Raw genomic sequence first — 16,170 nt, 5'->3', positions numbered from 1 at the left:
CTCGCAAGGGTGCGCGGCCATTCTGTTTCACGCTGCCGTGCAGCTGCATGGATTCATTGATACAATGGCGGGGTATGACTGGTTCGCCCGGCACCCCTCGCCTTTCCCGGCGCGGGCGCTAAGATGGGCGCAGAAGAATGAGGAGTGATTTACGATGGCACTGAAATATCTGCACACCATGGTCCGGGTCAGGGATCTGGAGGCGTCGATGGCGTTCTATCGGCTGCTGGGGTTGGAAGAAACCCGCCGGAATGACAGCGAAAAGGGGCGGTTCTCGCTGATCTTCATGGCCCCCCCCGGCCAGCCCGAATGCCCCGTCGAGCTGACCTACAACTGGGATGGTGATGATGGCCTGCCGTCCGACAGCCGCCACTTCGGCCATCTGGCCTATGAGGTCGATGACATCTACGCCACCTGCGCCCATCTGCAGGCCAATGGCGTGCTGATCAACCGCCCCCCGCGTGATGGCCGTATGGCCTTTGTCCGCAGCCCTGACAATATCTCGGTCGAACTGCTGCAGAAGGGCGAGGCGCTGGCCCCGGCAGAGCCTTGGACCAGCATGGAAAACACCGGCCACTGGTGATCCCGGCAGCCCCCTCCGGGGGGCTGTCTGCCCCCGGGGCCCCGAGGATATTTTCAGACAGAAGATAGCAGGGAAGACGCGCGTTTCCGTTCCAGTCTGGCAAACATACCAAAGCGCGGCGCACCCGGTTATTGCACCAGCGCCGTCCGTGCCGCCACCTTCTCCATCGCATCGCTGATTTCATGCCAGGCTGTGCGCGCCATCGAGCGGAACGTCAGCAGGGTAAATGCCCCCTCCCCCTCGGCCATCAGGACCAGCGGCAGGTGGTTCAGCGCGGTGCGGAACGCCTGCCCCCGCTGCACGCCGCGCAGATCGAGCGGCACCAGCCGCGCCAGAACATCCACCGCCCGCGCGCCCGACAGCGTCAGCGCAACCCAGCCGTCAGACTGATCGGTGACCGAAGCGGGCAGGCCATCGGGTGCTGCTGCGCCGATCAGAAAGGCCAGATCGCGCCCGGCCCAGACCAGCCTTGCATCGCCCGCCTCGGTCACGCGGTTCGGCGCGGGGAACGCCAGGCCCAGCGCATCACCCACCGCCCCCGTCTGGCCCGGAAACGGTGCAATGGCGGTGATCTGCGGCAAGGCCGATTCCATCAGCGTGGTGCCGGCATGGGTCAGCGGGGGCAAGCCCAGCGCAGATTTGGCAATCAGGTCAGGCACGCAGCTTCTCCCCTTTTGGGTCGTGGAACACCGGGTCGCTCACCCGGCACAGTACATCCACCCCGCGCAAGCGATCCACCAGCCGCACCGTCTCACCATGCCGCGCGCGGCCGTTCTGCAAAAAGCCCAGCGCCAGATGGCTTTGCAGCGTCGGCGAATAGCCGACCGACGTGACATACCCCGCCGAGTGTTCACGCGTCAGGTCCACCCCTTGCGCAAACAGATGCGCCCCCGCCGTCAGCACATCATCAGTCAGCGGCACCAGCCCCACCATCTGCTCGCGCGCAGGCCCGGTCATGCCCGGACGCGCCGCCGCCGCCTTGCCGATGCAGTCCTTCTTGCCGCTGACCATCTTTTCCATGCCAATGTCAAAGGCGGTGGTGCGGCCATGGATCTCGGCATGGGTGATGAACCCCTTCTCGATCCGCAGCACGTTCAGCGCCTCCATCCCGTACAGTCCCCCGCCCATCGTCTCGGCCCGCGCCGTCAGGTCGCGAAACAGCGCCTCGCCATAGCGCGTCGGCACCGCCAGCTCATACCCTTCTTCGCCAGAGAACGAGATGCGGAACAACCGCCCCGCAATACCCTGCACCACCACATGCGCACAGCCCATGAACGGCAGGTCGGGCGCATGGCCCAGGGCCGAGGCCACCAGATCACGCGCCAGCGGCCCGGCCACGGCAAACTGCGCCCAAGCTTCCGTCACCGACACAAAGCGCACCTGCCACCCGGCACAGAACGCCTGGCTCACGAACTCCAGATGCCGCATCACCAGCCCGGCGGCGGCGGTGGTGGTGGTCATCAGCCAATGATCCTGCCCCAGCCGCGCACAGGTGCCGTCATCCAGCACATGACCATCCTCGCGCAGCATCAGCCCATAGCGCACCTTGCCGACCGGCAAGGTGGAAAACGTGTTGGTATAGACAAAATCCAGAAACCGCCCGGCATCCGGCCCCTGAATGTCAATCTTGCCGAGGGTCGATACATCCGTCACCCCCACGGATGATCGCACCATCCTGACCTCACGGTCACAAGCCTCACGCCACGTCCTCTCCCCCGGCTTGGGGAAGTATCCGGGCCGGTACCACAACCCGGCCTCCACCATCGGGGCACCCCGGTCGCGGCTGGCCTGATCGCTGGTCAGGAACCGCTGCGGGGCAAAGCCCTCCCCCCGCCCCCCGGCCCCCATCGCGGCAATCGACACCGGCGCAAAGGGCGGGCGGAAAGTCGTGGTCCCGGTCTCGGGGATTCCCCGCCCGGTGGCATCCGCCAGCACCGCCAGCGCCGCCACGTTCGAGTTTTTCCCCTGATCCGGGGCCATCCCTTGGGTGGTATAGCGCTTCATGTGCTCGACCGACCGGAACCCCTCCTGTGCCGACTGCGTCACATCCTTGACCGTCACGTCATTGGCAAAATCCAGCCAGGCACGGCCCTTGCCCGGCACCGCCCACAACGGCGCGATCCGGTACGGCGCATCATCAGCCTGTGGCAGATCGGCCTGCCCCACCGTCACGCCCAAGGCTTCAAGACTGGCCCGCGCTGCCTGTGTGCCCGCCGCCAGACAGCCATGGGTGGAAAACGATCCATTCGCCGCCCCCGCCACCAGCATCCCCGGCACCGCGCCCTCGACCGGCACGAAGGCGGCCAGATCGTCTGACCAGCGCGGGCGGCCGTTCATATGGCAGGTCAGATGGAGCGACGGGTTCCAGCCGCCCGATACGCCCAGACAATCCGTCTCTACCGTGATCTCGCGCCCACCCACACGCACCAGAACCTCGCGCAGCCCCATCCGGCCCCGGGCGCGCTTTACCTGCGCGCCCTTGTGTACCGTGATCCCCGGCTCGTCCGGCGCGTCCTCGCGCGGGTCGATGATCGCCGCCACGGTCACCCCCGCCGCCATCAGGCTGCGCGCCGTGGCGCGCACCGAGTCATTATTGGCAAACAACGTCACCTTTTGCCCCGGCACCACACCGTAACGGTTCAAGTAAGCAGGCAGGCTGGAGGCGAGCATCACCCCGGGCCGGTCATTGTCCTGAAACGCAATGCCCCGCTCCAAAGCGCCCGCCGCAAGCACAGAGCGTTTGGCCACAATCCGCCAGAAACACTCGCGCGGCAGGTTTGGGCGCGGGCGGCGGTGCAGACCGACGCGCTCCAGCGCACCATAAGTGCCGTCATCATAGACCCCGGTCACGGTGGTGCGCGTCATCAGCCGCACATTCGGCAGGCTGGCCAGTTCCGCCAGCACCTGCGCCACCCAGTCAGCGCCAGACAAACCGTCGATCACCGCATCATCCGACAGCAACCGCCCCCCCGGCTCTGACGACTCGTCGGCCAGAATGACATCTGCCCCGGCCCGCGCCGCAGTCAGCGCCGCCATCAACCCCGCAGGCCCCGCCCCGATCACCAGCAAGTCACAATGCGCCCAGGCCTTTTCATAGACCCCTTCATCGTGCCGCCCCGACAGGCTGCCCAACCCCGCCGCGCGACGGATCACCGGCTCATACAGACCTTCCCAGAACCGGCGCGGCCACATGAAGGTCTTGTAATAGAACCCCGCCGACAGAAACGGTGCCGCCAGATCGTTCACCTCCAACGCGTCAAAGCGCAACGATGGCCAGCGGTTCTGGCTGCGCGCCACCAGCCCCTCGAACAGCTCCTGCACCGTCGCCCGCGTGTTCGGGGTCTGGTTGGCGGGGCCGACAATCTCGACCAGTGCATTGGGCTCCTCTGACCCCGCCGTCAGAATCCCGCGCGGGCGGTGGTATTTGAAACTGCGCCCCACCACCCGCACATCATTGGCGATCAGGGCCGAGGCCAGCGTATCGCCCTTGTAGCCCGCGAAAACGCGGCCATCGAAGCGGAAGGTGACAGGCCGCGTGCGGTCGATCCGACCCCTGCCGTCAATCCTCATGCCGCACCCCCTGCGGTGCTGGTGCCGGCAACACTCTCTACAGATAAAATCTCATGCGTCACCGTGTTTCGGGTGACCTTCAGCCAGGAACAGCAGCCTTGTTCATGATACCAAAGGTCCTGCGTCACCCCCGCAGGATTGTCGCGGTTGTGCAGGTAGTCATCCCAGGCGCCGGGCGGCGCGTCGGTCGCGGGCCGAGCGAGCAGGACCGCGTCACCCGAATAATAGAACTCCCGCCGGTCGCGCGGGCCACAAAGCGGGCAGGTCAGGCGCATGACAGGGTTTCCCTCAATGCAGGTTGTGCTGGCTGCCGGTGCCTTCCTCGTCGAGGATATGGCCGGTGGCAAAACGGTTCAGCCGGAATTTCGCGGCAACGGGGTGGCTGTCCCCGGTGGCCATCAGATGCGCCATGCACCAGCCCGAGGCCGGCACGGCCTTGAAGCCGCCGTAGTTCCAGCCCGCGTCGATAAACAACCCGTCCACCGGCGTCTTGTCGATGATCGGCGATCCGTCCGGCGTCATGTCCATGATCCCACCCCAGGACCGCAGCACGCGGGCGCGGCCGATCATCGGCATCAGGGTCATCCCGGCTTCCATCACATGTTCCACCATCGGCAGGTTCCCGCGCGAGGCGTAGCTGGCATAAAAATCCAGATCGCCGCCGAACACGAGGCCGCCCTTGTCGGACTGGCTGATATAGAAATGCCCCATGCCAAAGCTGATCACATGGTTGATCACCGGCTTCAGCCCCTCGGTCACGAAGGCCTGCAGCACATGCGACTCGATGGGTAGCCGCAGCCCCGCCATCGCCGCCACCTGCCCCGACCGGCCTGCGACCACCATGCCGACTTTTTTCGCCCGGATCGCCCCGCGCGTGGTCTGCACGCCGGTCACACGGCCATCCACAATGTCGATCCCGGTCACTTCGCAGTTCTGGATCAGGTCCACCCCGCGCCGGTCCGCCGCGCGGGCATAGCCCCAGGCCACCGCATCATGCCGCGCCGTGCCCCCGCGCGGGTGCAACAGTCCGCCATAGATCGGGAACCGGGTGTTGTCATAATCCAGATAGGGCAGGATCTCGCGTACGCCGTCACGGTCCAGCAGCACCGCATCATCGCCCTGATTGATCATGGCATTGCCGCGCCGGGCAAAGGCATCGCGCTGGCCGTCGGAATGGAACAGGTTGATCAGCCCGCGCTGGCTGTGCATCACGTTGTAGTTCAGGTCCGCCTCCAGCCCCTCCCACAGTTTCAGGGAATGGCTGTAAAACTCGGAATTGCCGGGCAGAAAGTAATTCGCCCGCACAATCGTGGTGTTGCGGCCAATATTGCCGGACCCGAGATAGCCCTTTTCCAGCACCGCGATATTGGTCAGCCCATGGTTCTTCGCCAGATAATACGCCGTGGCCAGCCCGTGCCCGCCGCCACCGATGATCACCGCGTCATAGTCTGCCTTGGGCGCAGGGTCGCGCCAGGCGGGTGTCCAGCCAGTATTGCCGAACAGACCCTGAACGAGCACCTTGAAGCCGGAATAGCGCATGACAGACCTTTCCCTGACCGGCGGCCGTCAACCGGGTCGTGGTCAGATAAGCAAGGATCGGCGGCAAAGCCAATGCCATCCGCGACATCACCTGTCGCAGATGGCTGATCTGCGCGTGACGCTTACAGCGCCTTGGACATATAGGCCTGCGCCACGCGGCTGATCGACACGATATAGGCCGCCGTGCGCAGGTCATCGACATCATCACGTTCGTGCCACACCTTGCGCATCGCCTGATAGGCAATGCGCATCGTGTCTTCCAGACCCGACCGCACCAGCGTCAGCTCGTCTGATCCGGTCAGGAACTTCTCCTTGAACCCGGGGGCAAGCGTCCAGCCCAGATCCTGATCCGCCGACAACCGCTCCAGCTCTTCGACCAGAAGGCGCGAGCGTGCCTCTTCGGCGCGGCGCTGCATCCGGCCAAAGCGGATATGCGACAGGTTCTTGACCCATTCGAAATACGACACCGTCACGCCGCCCGCATTGGCATACATGTCGGGAATGATCACCACGCCCTTGGTGCGCAAAATCTCATCCGCGCCAAAGGTCACCGGGCCATTCGCCGCCTCGATGATCAGCGGGGCCTTGATGTTGGCGGCATTGTCCTTGTGGATCACCCCTTCCATCGCGGCGGGGATCAAAATGTCGCACTCGGCCTCCAGCAGATGCGTGCCATCTTCCACAAAAGCGGCTGACGGATAGCCCCGGATCGTGCCCTGCTTGGCCATCCATTGCCGCACGTCTTCGACATTCAGCCCGCCGTCGCTTTGTAATGCCCCATCGCGTTCGATGATGGCGGTGACGATGCAGCCATCTTCCTCCGACAGGAACTTGGCGGCGTGATAGCCCACATTGCCAAGGCCCTGCACGATTACCCGCTTGCCCTCCAGCGAACCGGTCAGCCCGGCGCGTGCCTTGTCTTCGGGGTGGCGGAAGAATTCCTGCAACGCATATTGCACGCCGCGCCCCGTCGCCTCGACCCGGCCCTGAATGCCACCCGCATAGATCGGCTTGCCGGTCACACAGGCGTTGCCGTTGATGTCGGTGGTGTTCATCCGTTTATATTGGTCGGCGATCCAGGCCATTTCCCGCTCGCCCGTGCCCATGTCGGGGGCGGGCACGTTCTGCGCCGGGTTGATCAGGTCGCGCTTGATCAGCTCATAGGCAAAGCGCCGGGTGATCAGTTCCAGCTCGTGCTCCTCCCACATGCGTGGGTCAATGCACAAGCCGCCTTTGGACCCGCCAAACGGCGTTTCCACCAGCGCGCATTTATAGGTCATCAGCGCGGCCAGCGCCTCAACCTCGTTCTGGTTGACCGACAGGGCATAGCGGATGCCACCCTTGACCGGCTCCATATGTTCGGAATGGACCGAGCGGTAGCCAGTGAAGGTTTCGATCTTGCCGCGCAGGCGCACGCCAAAGCGCACGGTATAGGTCGAATTGCAGACGCGGATTTTCTGTTCCAGTCCGGGGCTCAGATCCATCAGCCGCACTGCGCGGTTGAACATCAGATCCACAGAATCCCGAAAGCTCAGTTCGCCGTCTCTGGTCATGCCATCCTCCTGTCAGGCCGGGTGCAAAAACACGCACCCGCGCCCAACCTAGCGACAGTTTGTGAACAGTTCACCGCAAAACGACTGTGCCGGATGATGAAAATACGAATCGATTCGTCCTCACATCAGGCTGGACGGCGAAATCAGCCCCGTGGCAGGGTACAAATTGCTTTGGTCTGTTGCGACTCGCACGACAATTCATTGCCTTTCGCGCCATCGTTTCGCGCAACCCCGGTCCAGCGGCCTGTGCCGGGCCTGCGCCACAATTTTGCCGCGCTGTGTGCGTCATGTGATCCCAGATTATGCTGACCAGAACTCCGTGGGGGCGGGGCCATGGCAATCAGGGACATTGAAATGGACCACAGAATGTTCAGTGCTGCCAAGATGCGTTCGCGCCAGAGTGTGACCCGCTTCGTCAGGGACGAAGACGGCCATATCATTGCCTTCACTGTCGTCATGCTGACCCTGATGTTGACGGTCGCCGGGATCGGCGTGGACATCATCCATTTTGAAACGGTGCGGACCAAGCAGCAACAGACGCTGGACCGCGCCACGCTGGCCGCCGCCTCGCTGACCCAGGAACTGGAGGCCGAAGATGTGGTGCGGGATTACTTCGCCAAGGCCGGTCTGTCCGAGAACCTGAAACTGGTGCAGTACGAACGCACCTTCAACGGCTCCACCGTCCGGGCCGAGGCGGAAACCGAACTCACACCGATCTTCATGAACCTGTATGATACGACCAACAGCACCAAGCTGATGGCAGCGGGCGTGTCGCAGGCGGAACAGCGCATCAACAATATCGAAATCATGCTGGTTCTGGACGTGTCCGGCTCGATGGGCGGCACCAAGCTGACCAACCTGAAATCGGCGGCAAATGAATTCATCGACACCGTGCTGGATCAGGATTTTGAAAACCGGGTCTCGATCGGCATCGTGCCGTACAACGGTCAGGTGAACCTGCCGCAATACATGCAGAACCTGTTCAACGTCCAGGATGATCACGGGGTCGAAAACGTCAACTGCTTTGATCTGCCCGCTTCGACCTATGGCAGCCTGACCCTGTCGCGCACAACGCCCATGCCGGTCACCGCCCATGCCGACACGTATTCAGGCACCACCACCGGCAGCTATATCTCCCCCACCCACAGCAATGCCACGGTGGCCACGGGGAACCGCTGGTGCCCGCCTTCGACTGTGAACGTGATCCGTGCGCCGACCAACAACAAGACGCAGCTGAAAAGCCATATCTCAAACCTGACCGCCATTGGCGCCACCTCGATCAACGCCGGCATGAAATGGGGCATGGCAATGCTCGACCCGTCGGCCAGGGGGCTGTACACAGGCTTTGTAGCTGCCGGGCACACGCCATCCTATTTCAACGACCGGCCATATGACTACAACGCCGAAGATGCGATGAAGATCATCGTGCTGATGACCGATGGCGAGCATTGGCCCGAAGAGCGGATGAACGCAGACTACCGCCACGGAGACTCGCCGATCTGGCGCGCCAATTCCGTCAACGAGTATTCGATCTTCCATGCGTCCCGGGTCGATGCCTCGAACTCGACCAGACTCTGCAACAGCCGCCCGTTTTACGTGCCACACCTGAACACTTGGCACTCACGCCCGTGGAACGGCTCCAACCCCAACACCAGCACCTGCTACAGCACCAACGCAATCTACACCGGTGCCACCCCACAGACATGGCAGGGTGTCTGGGCCAGTGTGCGCGTGTCATGGGTCGCCCAGCAGCTTTACGTCCGGGCCATCGGCGGCACGCAGGCGAACCAGATGAACACGATGCGCACCCAGACCCCGACAGGCACGATGAACACCCAGCTGCAGTCGGTCTGCGCTTTGGCCGGGGCGCGCGATGTGCTGATCTACGGCATCGCCTTCGAAGCCCCGCCGAACGGCCGCGCCGAAATCGAGAGATGTGCCAGCTCGCCCGCGCATTTCTTCAACGCGCGCGGGCTGGAAATCCGCACCGCGTTCCGGTCAATCGCCACCAACATCAGCCAGTTGAAACTGACCCAATGATCCGCCGCATCCGCACCCTGTTCCGCCCCTTCCGCAAGGATGAACGTGGCCTCGCCTCGGTAGAATTTGCCCTGTTCTTCCCGCTCTACATGGGCATGTTCTTCTGGGCGGCGGAACTGGGGATCATGACGATCAAATCGGTCATGCTGGACCACGCGCTGGACGTGTCGATGCGCGAGCTGCGGCTGGGTCAGGTTGAAAACCCGACCGCAGACAAGTTGAAGGCCGCCATCTGTTCACGCGCCACCATCATCGGCAATTGCGAAGACCAGATGATGATCGAACTGCAGCCGGTGTCCACCACCACCTGGGCCATGCCGCAGACCCCGGTCACCTGTGTCAACAACGACGAAGAGATTCAGCCCGTCGTCACCTTCTCGCCCGGGCGTCAGCAGGAACTGATGCTGGTGCGCGCCTGCATCATCATCCCGGTCCTGCTGCCCGACGCCATGTTCGGCCGCCAGCTGCAGAAAGACAGCACCGGCGGCATCGGCATCGCCGCCATCTCCAGCTTCGTCAATGAACCATCCTGAGGACAACTGGAACATCATGATGCGCCCCAAATTCATCAAAAACTCATTGAACCACCTACGCTCCTCGCTGCGCGGCTTTACCCGCAACGAAGATGGCCTCGCCTCGGCGGAAATGATGATGATGCTGCCGCTCTATCTGTTCTGCATCCTCGGCACCTTCACCTATTGGGATGCCTTTGACGTGGCCAACCGCTCGCAAAAGGCCGCCTATTCGGTGTCAGACCTGCTGACCCGCAATCAGGATATGCAGGGCGTGCCCGAGGTTTATGTGGAAGGCATGTTCAGCACCATGCAATACATGATGGGCGACACGCTGCCGACCCGCACCCGCGTCACCAGCGTCTTTTTCGACGACACCAACGGGTATCGCGTGCTGTGGTCACGCTCCAGCACAACCACCCTTCCGCGCCTGACCACATCTTCGCTGACCACGATTCAAGGCCATCTTCCGGTGATGTTTGACGGCGACGCGCTGATCGTGGTCGAAGCGACGGTGGACTTCGAGCCGATGTTCAGCCTGACCAACTGGGCGATGCAGGCGCTTGATCTGGACAGCATGTATCATGTTGTCGTGACCCGTCCCCGCTTCATGTCCAAAATCTGCCTGCGCGGCGTGGCCTGCGGCTGACCGGCCGCCCGTTATTCCCGCGCGCGGATCATCTGATCCAGCACCTCGGCCATATAGCGCGCCTCGTGCCGGTGGGTGACCCCGCCCACGCCCACCGAGCGGCCCAGCCGCCACCACAGCCCCGGCGCCCAGCCGCGGGGGGCAGGGTCCGCCAGCCGCAGGGTAAACCCCCCCGCCGGCTTGAACGCAAACACCCCGCGACGCACCGCGCGGATCTGATCCACCCGCGCCAGCACCACCCCGTTGTGATCGCTCAGCGCCGCGCGGGTCAGCCGCAAGCCCCGCCCGGTCGATTGCCACATCCGCACCGCCAGCCACAGACAGGCAAGCCCGAAGCAAAACAGGAACAGAGTCCAGCCGATCACCGCCGACGGATAGGCCATGGCCAGATACACCAGCGAAGCGCCCAAAGTCGCCAGAATGACCACCCCCACCACCCGCCGCGGCGGCGACGGGCGCAACTCGGCAAGCACGGGCAGGGTTTCGGCACTGGGGTCAGACATCGGCGGCTCCGGGGTTGGCGCTCTGACCCCCAGCCTTAGACCAGCGCACATCGCGGCGATAGGGGCTTGCACCAGTACGGTGTTGCCGCCCCGCCCTCTTGCCCCGTTCACCGAACCTGCCTAGGGTCGGCGAAAGCCCAGCCGCTCTGGCTGCCGATGGATTGCCCGATGATGCCGCCTGCCCCCCTGCGCACCCTTCAACAGCGCCGCCCGGCCGCTGCCGTGCTTGCGGCCCTTGTCGGCCTTGTGCTGTCGGCCTGCGCCCCTTTGCCCGACATCGCGGCCCAGACCAACACCGCCGCGACAGGCCCCGCCCCGGTTCTTGTGCCGCTGGACGGCATTCTAGCGCAGGCCGATGCGGTGGGCAGCGGCGAAGGGGCGGTTGCCCCGCTCGATGCCCGCGCCAGCCGCCTGCGTGCCCGGGCTGCAGCCCTGCGCAGCCAATAACCGCACCCCACCCCCACCAGCACCGCGTTGCCTTGGCCCCGCAGTCAGGCTAAGACCGCAACACATGCTGATGACGGAGTATCCCATGACCGCCCCCTCCAATCCCGCCCCCCTGCGCATTGGTCTTGCCGGTCTGGGAACCGTCGGGATCGGTGTGGTCAAGATCGTGCAACGCCATGCCGATCTGATCGCCGCCCGCGCGGGGCGCCCGGTGGTGATTACCGCCGTCTCGGCGCGCGATCCGCAAAAGAACCGCGATGCCGACCTGTCAGATTACCCGTGGGAAACCGACCCGGTGGCGCTGGCCCGCCGCGATGACATCGACGTGTTTGTCGAGGTGATGGGCGGCCATGAAGGCCCCGCCCGTCTGGCGACCGAAGCGGCGATTGCAGCGGGCAAGGATGTGGTCACCGCCAACAAGGCCCTGTTGGCGCATCACGGCAACGCCCTCGCCATGGCCGCCGAGGCGCAAGGCCGGGTGATCCGGTTCGAGGCGGCGGTGGCAGGCGGCATCCCCGTCATCAAGACCCTTACCGAAGGACTGGCCGGCAACCAGATCACCCGCGTCATGGGCGTGATGAACGGCACCTGCAACTATATCCTGACCCGGATGCAGGCCTCCGGCCTGCCCTATGAAACCGTGTTCGAAGAGGCGCGGCAGCTTGGCTATCTTGAGGCTGACCCGAACCTTGATGTCGGCGGCATCGACGCAGGCCACAAACTGTCGCTGCTGGCCGCCATCGCCTTCGGCACAAAGGTCAGCTTTGACAAGGTGGAACTCGAAGGCATCGGCAATGTCTCGATCGACGATATCATGCTGGCCGATGACATGGGGTATCACATCAAGCTCTTGGGTGTGGCGCAGATGACCGGGCGGGGTCTGGAACAGCGGATGACGCCCTGCCTTGTGCCCGCCGAAAGCCCGCTGGGCCAGTTGCAGGGCGGCACCAACATGGTGGTGCTGGAAGGGGACTCTGTGGGCCAGATCGTGATGCGCGGTGCGGGCGCGGGCGAAGGTCCGACCGCCAGCGCCGTGATGGCCGATGTGATTGACATTGCGCGCGGCACGCGGTTGTCCACCTTTGGTCGCCCGGCGGCATCCCTCGCCACGCCTGTGGCGGCAAAATCAGCCACGCCTGCCCCCTATTACCTGCGTATGACGCTGCTCGACAAACCCGGCGCACTGGCCAAGATCGCCACCGCTTTGGGCGAGGCCGGGATCTCGATTGACCAGATGCGTCAGCTGAACCAGCCGGATGAGGCCGACAACAAGGCCACCGTGCTGATCGTGACGCACAAGGCGCAACCCGCCGATGTGGCCTTCGCACTCGACCAGTTCGGGCACACCGGCGTGTTGATCGGCGCCCCAGTGGCCATCCGCATCGAACAGGTTTGACCGGGCGAGCTTCAGCCGTCAGCCCCCGGAAGCTGTCCCGTCGGCGCGTCTGACGCGTTCCCCGCCCCAATCACTTGTTCAAAAACATCCCCGGGTTGTCTTTTGGTATCGCCATTGGTTCAAGAAACCAATGGACTGGGGGGGCTGGCCCCCCGGGCCTGCCCTTTCCACCGCGCATCCCTTAACAATTCATGACGACCCACATCCTAAGCCATTGATTTTAATTTTATATGAACCCGGAAACACAAGGGAAATCCCTGTGGCATCCGCCCGTCACACCCCTGCCCAATCCCCCGGCACCCCCACGGATTTCCAGCGCCAGTTAGCGCCATCACGCTTGCCCCACGGGGACCGGGCAGGCTAAACGGACGCATAAGCATTTCCAGATCAAAGGACAGATCATGACCGTCGCCCCGCCCAAAGTCGCCGAGTTCCAGGACCGCCTGCTGTCCCTCGGTCTCGCCCGCGTGTCCGAGGCCGCGGCTCTGGCCAGCGCCGGGCTTATCGGTCGCGGCGACGAAAAGGCCGCCGATCAGGCAGCGGTGAACGCCATGCGCGACCAGCTGAACCTGCTGGACATCAAGGGCGTGGTCGTGATCGGCGAGGGCGAACGGGATGAAGCCCCGATGCTCTACATCGGCGAAGAGGTCGGGACGGGCAACGGCCCCGCCGTCGACATCGCGCTGGACCCGTTAGAGGGCACCACGCTGACCGCCAAGGACATGCCCAACGCCCTGACCGTGATCGCCATGGCCCCGCGCGGCTCGCTGCTGCACGCGCCCGACGTCTATATGGACAAGCTCGCCATCGGGCCCGGCCACCGCATCGGCACCGTCACCCTGACCATGACCCCGTCCGAACGGGTGTCGGCCCTCGCCGCCGCCAAGGGCTGCTCCACCAATGACATCACCGTCTGCGTGCTGGAACGCCCCCGGCACGAAGAGATGATCGCCGAGATCCGCTCCACCGGCGCTGCCATCCGCCTGATCACTGACGGCGACGTGGCCGGCGTAATGCATTGCGCCGAACCGGACCTGACCGGCATCGACATGTACATGGGCTCGGGTGGCGCGCCCGAAGGTGTGCTGGCGGCGGCGGCCCTCAAATGCATGGGCGGCCAGTTCTTCGGCAAACTGCTGTTCCGCAACGAAGACGAACGCGCCCGCGCCCGCAAGGCCGGGATCGAGAACTTCGACCGCGTCTACACCCGCGATGACCTGGTGCGCGGCGACGTGATCTTTGCTGCAACCGGCGTGACCGACGGCAGCCTTCTGGCCGGTATCAAGCGCGAGCCGTCGCACCTGACCACCGAAACCATCCTGATGCGGTCGAAAACCGGCTCGGTCCGCCGCATGACCTACCGCAACCCGATCCGCCGCTGATCGTTTCGGGGCGCAGCCACCCCTGCGCCCCACCCCGCCAGGTTGCAGCCTTCTGAGAGACTTCCGCCGGAGGCATCCGTCACCCGCCCCCGGCGCCACATTTCCGGTTGAAGCCCCGTCCGGGCTGGTGCACACCGCCGCCATGACCCTTCCCCGCGCTTTCCTCAACGTTGACGCCTCTGTCCTTGGCCGCCGCTGGACCGGCCCCGAGATCGAGGAGGAGCGTCTGGCCGAAGCCATGGCGCAACAGACCCGGCTGCCGATGGCACTGTGCCACACGCTCGTCCGGCGCGGGGTCTCGCCCGGCGACGCCCCCGCCTTTCTTTCCCCCGCCCTGCGCGACCTGCTGCCCGATCCGTTGACCCTGCGCGACATGGGGTCGGCAACCGACCGCTTCCTGCACGCAGTGAAGCAGCGCCAGCGGATCGCGGTGTTTGCCGATTACGATGTCGATGGCGGGGCATCGGCGGCGCTGCTGATCATCTGGCTGCGCGCAATGGGGCGCGAGGCGACGCTTTATATCCCCGATCGCATTGATGAGGGCTATGGCCCCAACGTGCCCGCCATGCAGGCGCTCGGGGCGGCGCATGACCTGATCATCTGCGTCGATTGCGGCACGCTGAGCCATGAGCCGATTGCGGCAGCGGGCTGCGATGTGGTGGTGCTGGACCATCACCTTGGCATTGAAACGCTGCCCGCAGCCGTGGCCGTGGTGAACCCCAACCGGCAGGATGAAAGCGGCGATCTGGCGCATCTGTGCGCGGCGTCCGTGGTGTTCCTGATGCTGGTTGAAGCCAACCGCCGCCTGCGGGAGGCGGACATTCAAGGCCCCGATCTGATGGCGATGCTGGATTTGGTTGCGCTCGCCACCGTGGCCGATGTGGCCCCGTTGATCGGTGTGAACCGAGCGCTGGTGCGGCAGGGGCTGAAGGTGATGGCGCGGCGCGAACGCGCCGGGCTGGTGGCCCTCGCCGATGTGGCGCGCATGGATCAGGCCCCGACGCCCTACGCGCTTGGCTTTGTGCTGGGGCCACGGGTGAATGCGGGCGGGCGGATCGGGCAGGCCGACCTTGGCGCGCGGCTGCTCGCCACCGATGACCCGCGTGCAGCGGCGGCGATGGCCGCCCGGCTGGACCAGCTGAACTCTGAGCGGCGCGAGATCACCGAACGCGTCCGCGAAGAGGCGATGGCGCAGGCCGAGGCACGGGGACTGGATGCGCCTCTGATCTGGGCCGCGTCTGAGGGCTGGCATCCCGGCGTGGTCGGCATCGTGGCGGCCCGGTTGAAAGAGGCGTTCAACCGCCCCGCCATCGTCATCGGGCTGGAAGGTGGAATCGGCAAAGGCTCTGGCCGGTCGGTCGCCGGGGTCGACCTGGGGGCCGCAGTGCAGCGGGTGGCGGCAGAGGGGCTGCTGATCAAGGGCGGCGGGCACAAGATGGCCGCCGGGCTGACAGTTGCACAAGACCGGCTGGACGAGGCGATGGCGCGGCTGTCCGACCTTCTGGGCCGTCAGGGCGCGGGCGTTGAAGGCCCGCGCGCCCTGCGCATCGACAGCCTGCTGATGCCCTCGGCCTGCACCCCCGCCTTTGTCGAGCAGATCGAGGCCGCGGGCCCCTTTGGCCAAGGAGCCCCCGCCCCGCGCTTTGCCTTTGCCGACGTGGCTGTCACCCCGCGCCGGATCGGCGACAAGCACCTGAAACTGGCGGTGTCCGACGGCATGGGCGCACAGGTCGAGGCGATGGCCTTCGGGGCCTATGACACCCCGCTTGGCCCGGCACTGGATGGTGCCGGCCACCGGCGATTCCATCTGGCCGGACGGCTGGAGCTGAACCACTGGGGCGGCCGCACCAAGGTGCAGCTGCGGCTCGAAGACGCGGCCCCCGCGACCGGCTGACATCTCGCGTTTTTCCTCTTGCGAGTCAGGGCCCGTGCCACTAAACACCCTCCACCGACAGAGTGGCCCGTTCGTCTATCGGTTAGGACACCAGGTTTTCAA

General features: G+C 64.8%; 14 protein-coding genes. 8 read left to right on the top strand and 6 right to left on the bottom strand.

Annotation, left to right across the window (positions count from 1 at the left end; genetic code table 11):
* Nucleotides 1–154: 154 nt before the first annotated feature.
* Nucleotides 155–583: a VOC family protein gene (locus tag EEB11_RS15650; RefSeq protein ID WP_135432922.1), complete on the top strand. Its 429-nt coding sequence runs from the start codon at nt 155–157 to the stop codon at nt 581–583.
* A gap of 128 nt (nt 584–711) precedes the next feature.
* Here EEB11_RS15650 and EEB11_RS15645 read toward each other — a convergent pair whose 3' ends face one another.
* From EEB11_RS15645 to EEB11_RS15625, 5 genes are all read right to left on the bottom strand, one after another.
* Complete coding sequence (locus EEB11_RS15645) at nt 712–1,242, bottom strand: sarcosine oxidase subunit gamma (RefSeq protein WP_245298938.1); 531 nt, start codon at nt 1,240–1,242, stop codon at nt 712–714.
* A complete protein-coding gene (locus tag EEB11_RS15640; protein ID WP_135432919.1) occupies nt 1,235–4,153 on the bottom strand; it encodes a sarcosine oxidase subunit alpha family protein in 2,919 nt (972 codons plus the stop codon). The genes EEB11_RS15645 and EEB11_RS15640 overlap by 8 nt, the downstream gene beginning before the upstream one ends.
* Entirely contained in the window at nt 4,150–4,428 is a 279-nt protein-coding gene (locus EEB11_RS15635; RefSeq protein WP_135432917.1) for a sarcosine oxidase subunit delta, read from the bottom strand. Before EEB11_RS15635 ends, EEB11_RS15640 begins: the two co-directional genes overlap by 4 nt.
* Before the next feature lie 13 nt (nt 4,429–4,441).
* Nucleotides 4,442–5,692: a sarcosine oxidase subunit beta family protein gene (locus tag EEB11_RS15630; RefSeq protein WP_135432915.1), complete on the bottom strand. Its 1,251-nt coding sequence runs from the start codon at nt 5,690–5,692 to the stop codon at nt 4,442–4,444.
* Nucleotides 5,693–5,814: 122 nt separating this feature from the next.
* Nucleotides 5,815–7,245, bottom strand: a complete 1,431-nt coding sequence (locus tag EEB11_RS15625) for a Glu/Leu/Phe/Val family dehydrogenase (RefSeq protein WP_135432913.1) — start codon at nt 7,243–7,245, stop codon at nt 5,815–5,817.
* Between the two features lie 366 nt (nt 7,246–7,611).
* Here EEB11_RS15625 and EEB11_RS15620 point away from each other — a divergent pair, with 366 nt between their 5' ends.
* Genes EEB11_RS15620 through EEB11_RS15610 form a run of 3 tightly spaced genes read left to right on the top strand, consistent with a single transcriptional unit; the run spans nt 7,612 to nt 10,446 of the window.
* On the top strand, nt 7,612–9,285 hold the full coding sequence (locus EEB11_RS15620) for a VWA domain-containing protein (RefSeq protein ID WP_167852768.1): 1,674 nt from the start codon (nt 7,612–7,614) through the stop codon (nt 9,283–9,285).
* Complete coding sequence (locus EEB11_RS15615) at nt 9,282–9,818, top strand: TadE/TadG family type IV pilus assembly protein (RefSeq protein WP_135432909.1); 537 nt, start codon at nt 9,282–9,284, stop codon at nt 9,816–9,818. The genes EEB11_RS15620 and EEB11_RS15615 overlap by 4 nt, the downstream gene beginning before the upstream one ends.
* A complete protein-coding gene (locus EEB11_RS15610) occupies nt 9,805–10,446 on the top strand; it encodes a TadE/TadG family type IV pilus assembly protein (protein WP_167852767.1) in 642 nt (213 codons plus the stop codon). Before EEB11_RS15615 ends, EEB11_RS15610 begins: the two co-directional genes overlap by 14 nt.
* A gap of 11 nt (nt 10,447–10,457) precedes the next feature.
* On the opposite strand, the gene EEB11_RS15605 is transcribed toward EEB11_RS15610, so the two are convergent.
* On the bottom strand, nt 10,458–10,949 hold the full coding sequence (locus tag EEB11_RS15605; protein ID WP_135432905.1) for a hypothetical protein: 492 nt from the start codon (nt 10,947–10,949) through the stop codon (nt 10,458–10,460).
* 168 nt (nt 10,950–11,117) lie between these two features.
* Between EEB11_RS15605 and EEB11_RS15600 the strand changes: the two genes are divergently transcribed.
* The 4 genes from EEB11_RS15600 (at nt 11,118) to recJ (ending at nt 16,068) form a co-directional block, all read left to right on the top strand.
* Complete coding sequence (locus tag EEB11_RS15600) at nt 11,118–11,396, top strand: hypothetical protein (protein WP_135432903.1); 279 nt, start codon at nt 11,118–11,120, stop codon at nt 11,394–11,396.
* Nucleotides 11,397–11,481: 85 nt separating this feature from the next.
* A complete protein-coding gene (locus EEB11_RS15595) occupies nt 11,482–12,792 on the top strand; it encodes a homoserine dehydrogenase (protein ID WP_135432900.1) in 1,311 nt (436 codons plus the stop codon).
* A gap of 401 nt (nt 12,793–13,193) precedes the next feature.
* Entirely contained in the window at nt 13,194–14,174 is a 981-nt protein-coding gene (glpX, locus tag EEB11_RS15590; RefSeq protein ID WP_135432898.1) for a class II fructose-bisphosphatase, read from the top strand.
* Between the two features lie 142 nt (nt 14,175–14,316).
* Nucleotides 14,317–16,068, top strand: a complete 1,752-nt coding sequence (gene recJ / locus EEB11_RS15585; RefSeq protein ID WP_135432896.1) for a single-stranded-DNA-specific exonuclease RecJ — start codon at nt 14,317–14,319, stop codon at nt 16,066–16,068.
* The last annotated feature ends 102 nt before the right edge of the window (nt 16,069–16,170 follow it).

Source organism: Pseudotabrizicola sediminis (assembly GCF_004745575.1).
Lineage (GTDB): Bacteria > Pseudomonadota > Alphaproteobacteria > Rhodobacterales > Rhodobacteraceae > Pseudotabrizicola > Pseudotabrizicola sediminis.
Note: the sequence above shows the minus strand (reverse complement) of the source record. Positions and strands in the feature narration are given on the sequence as shown.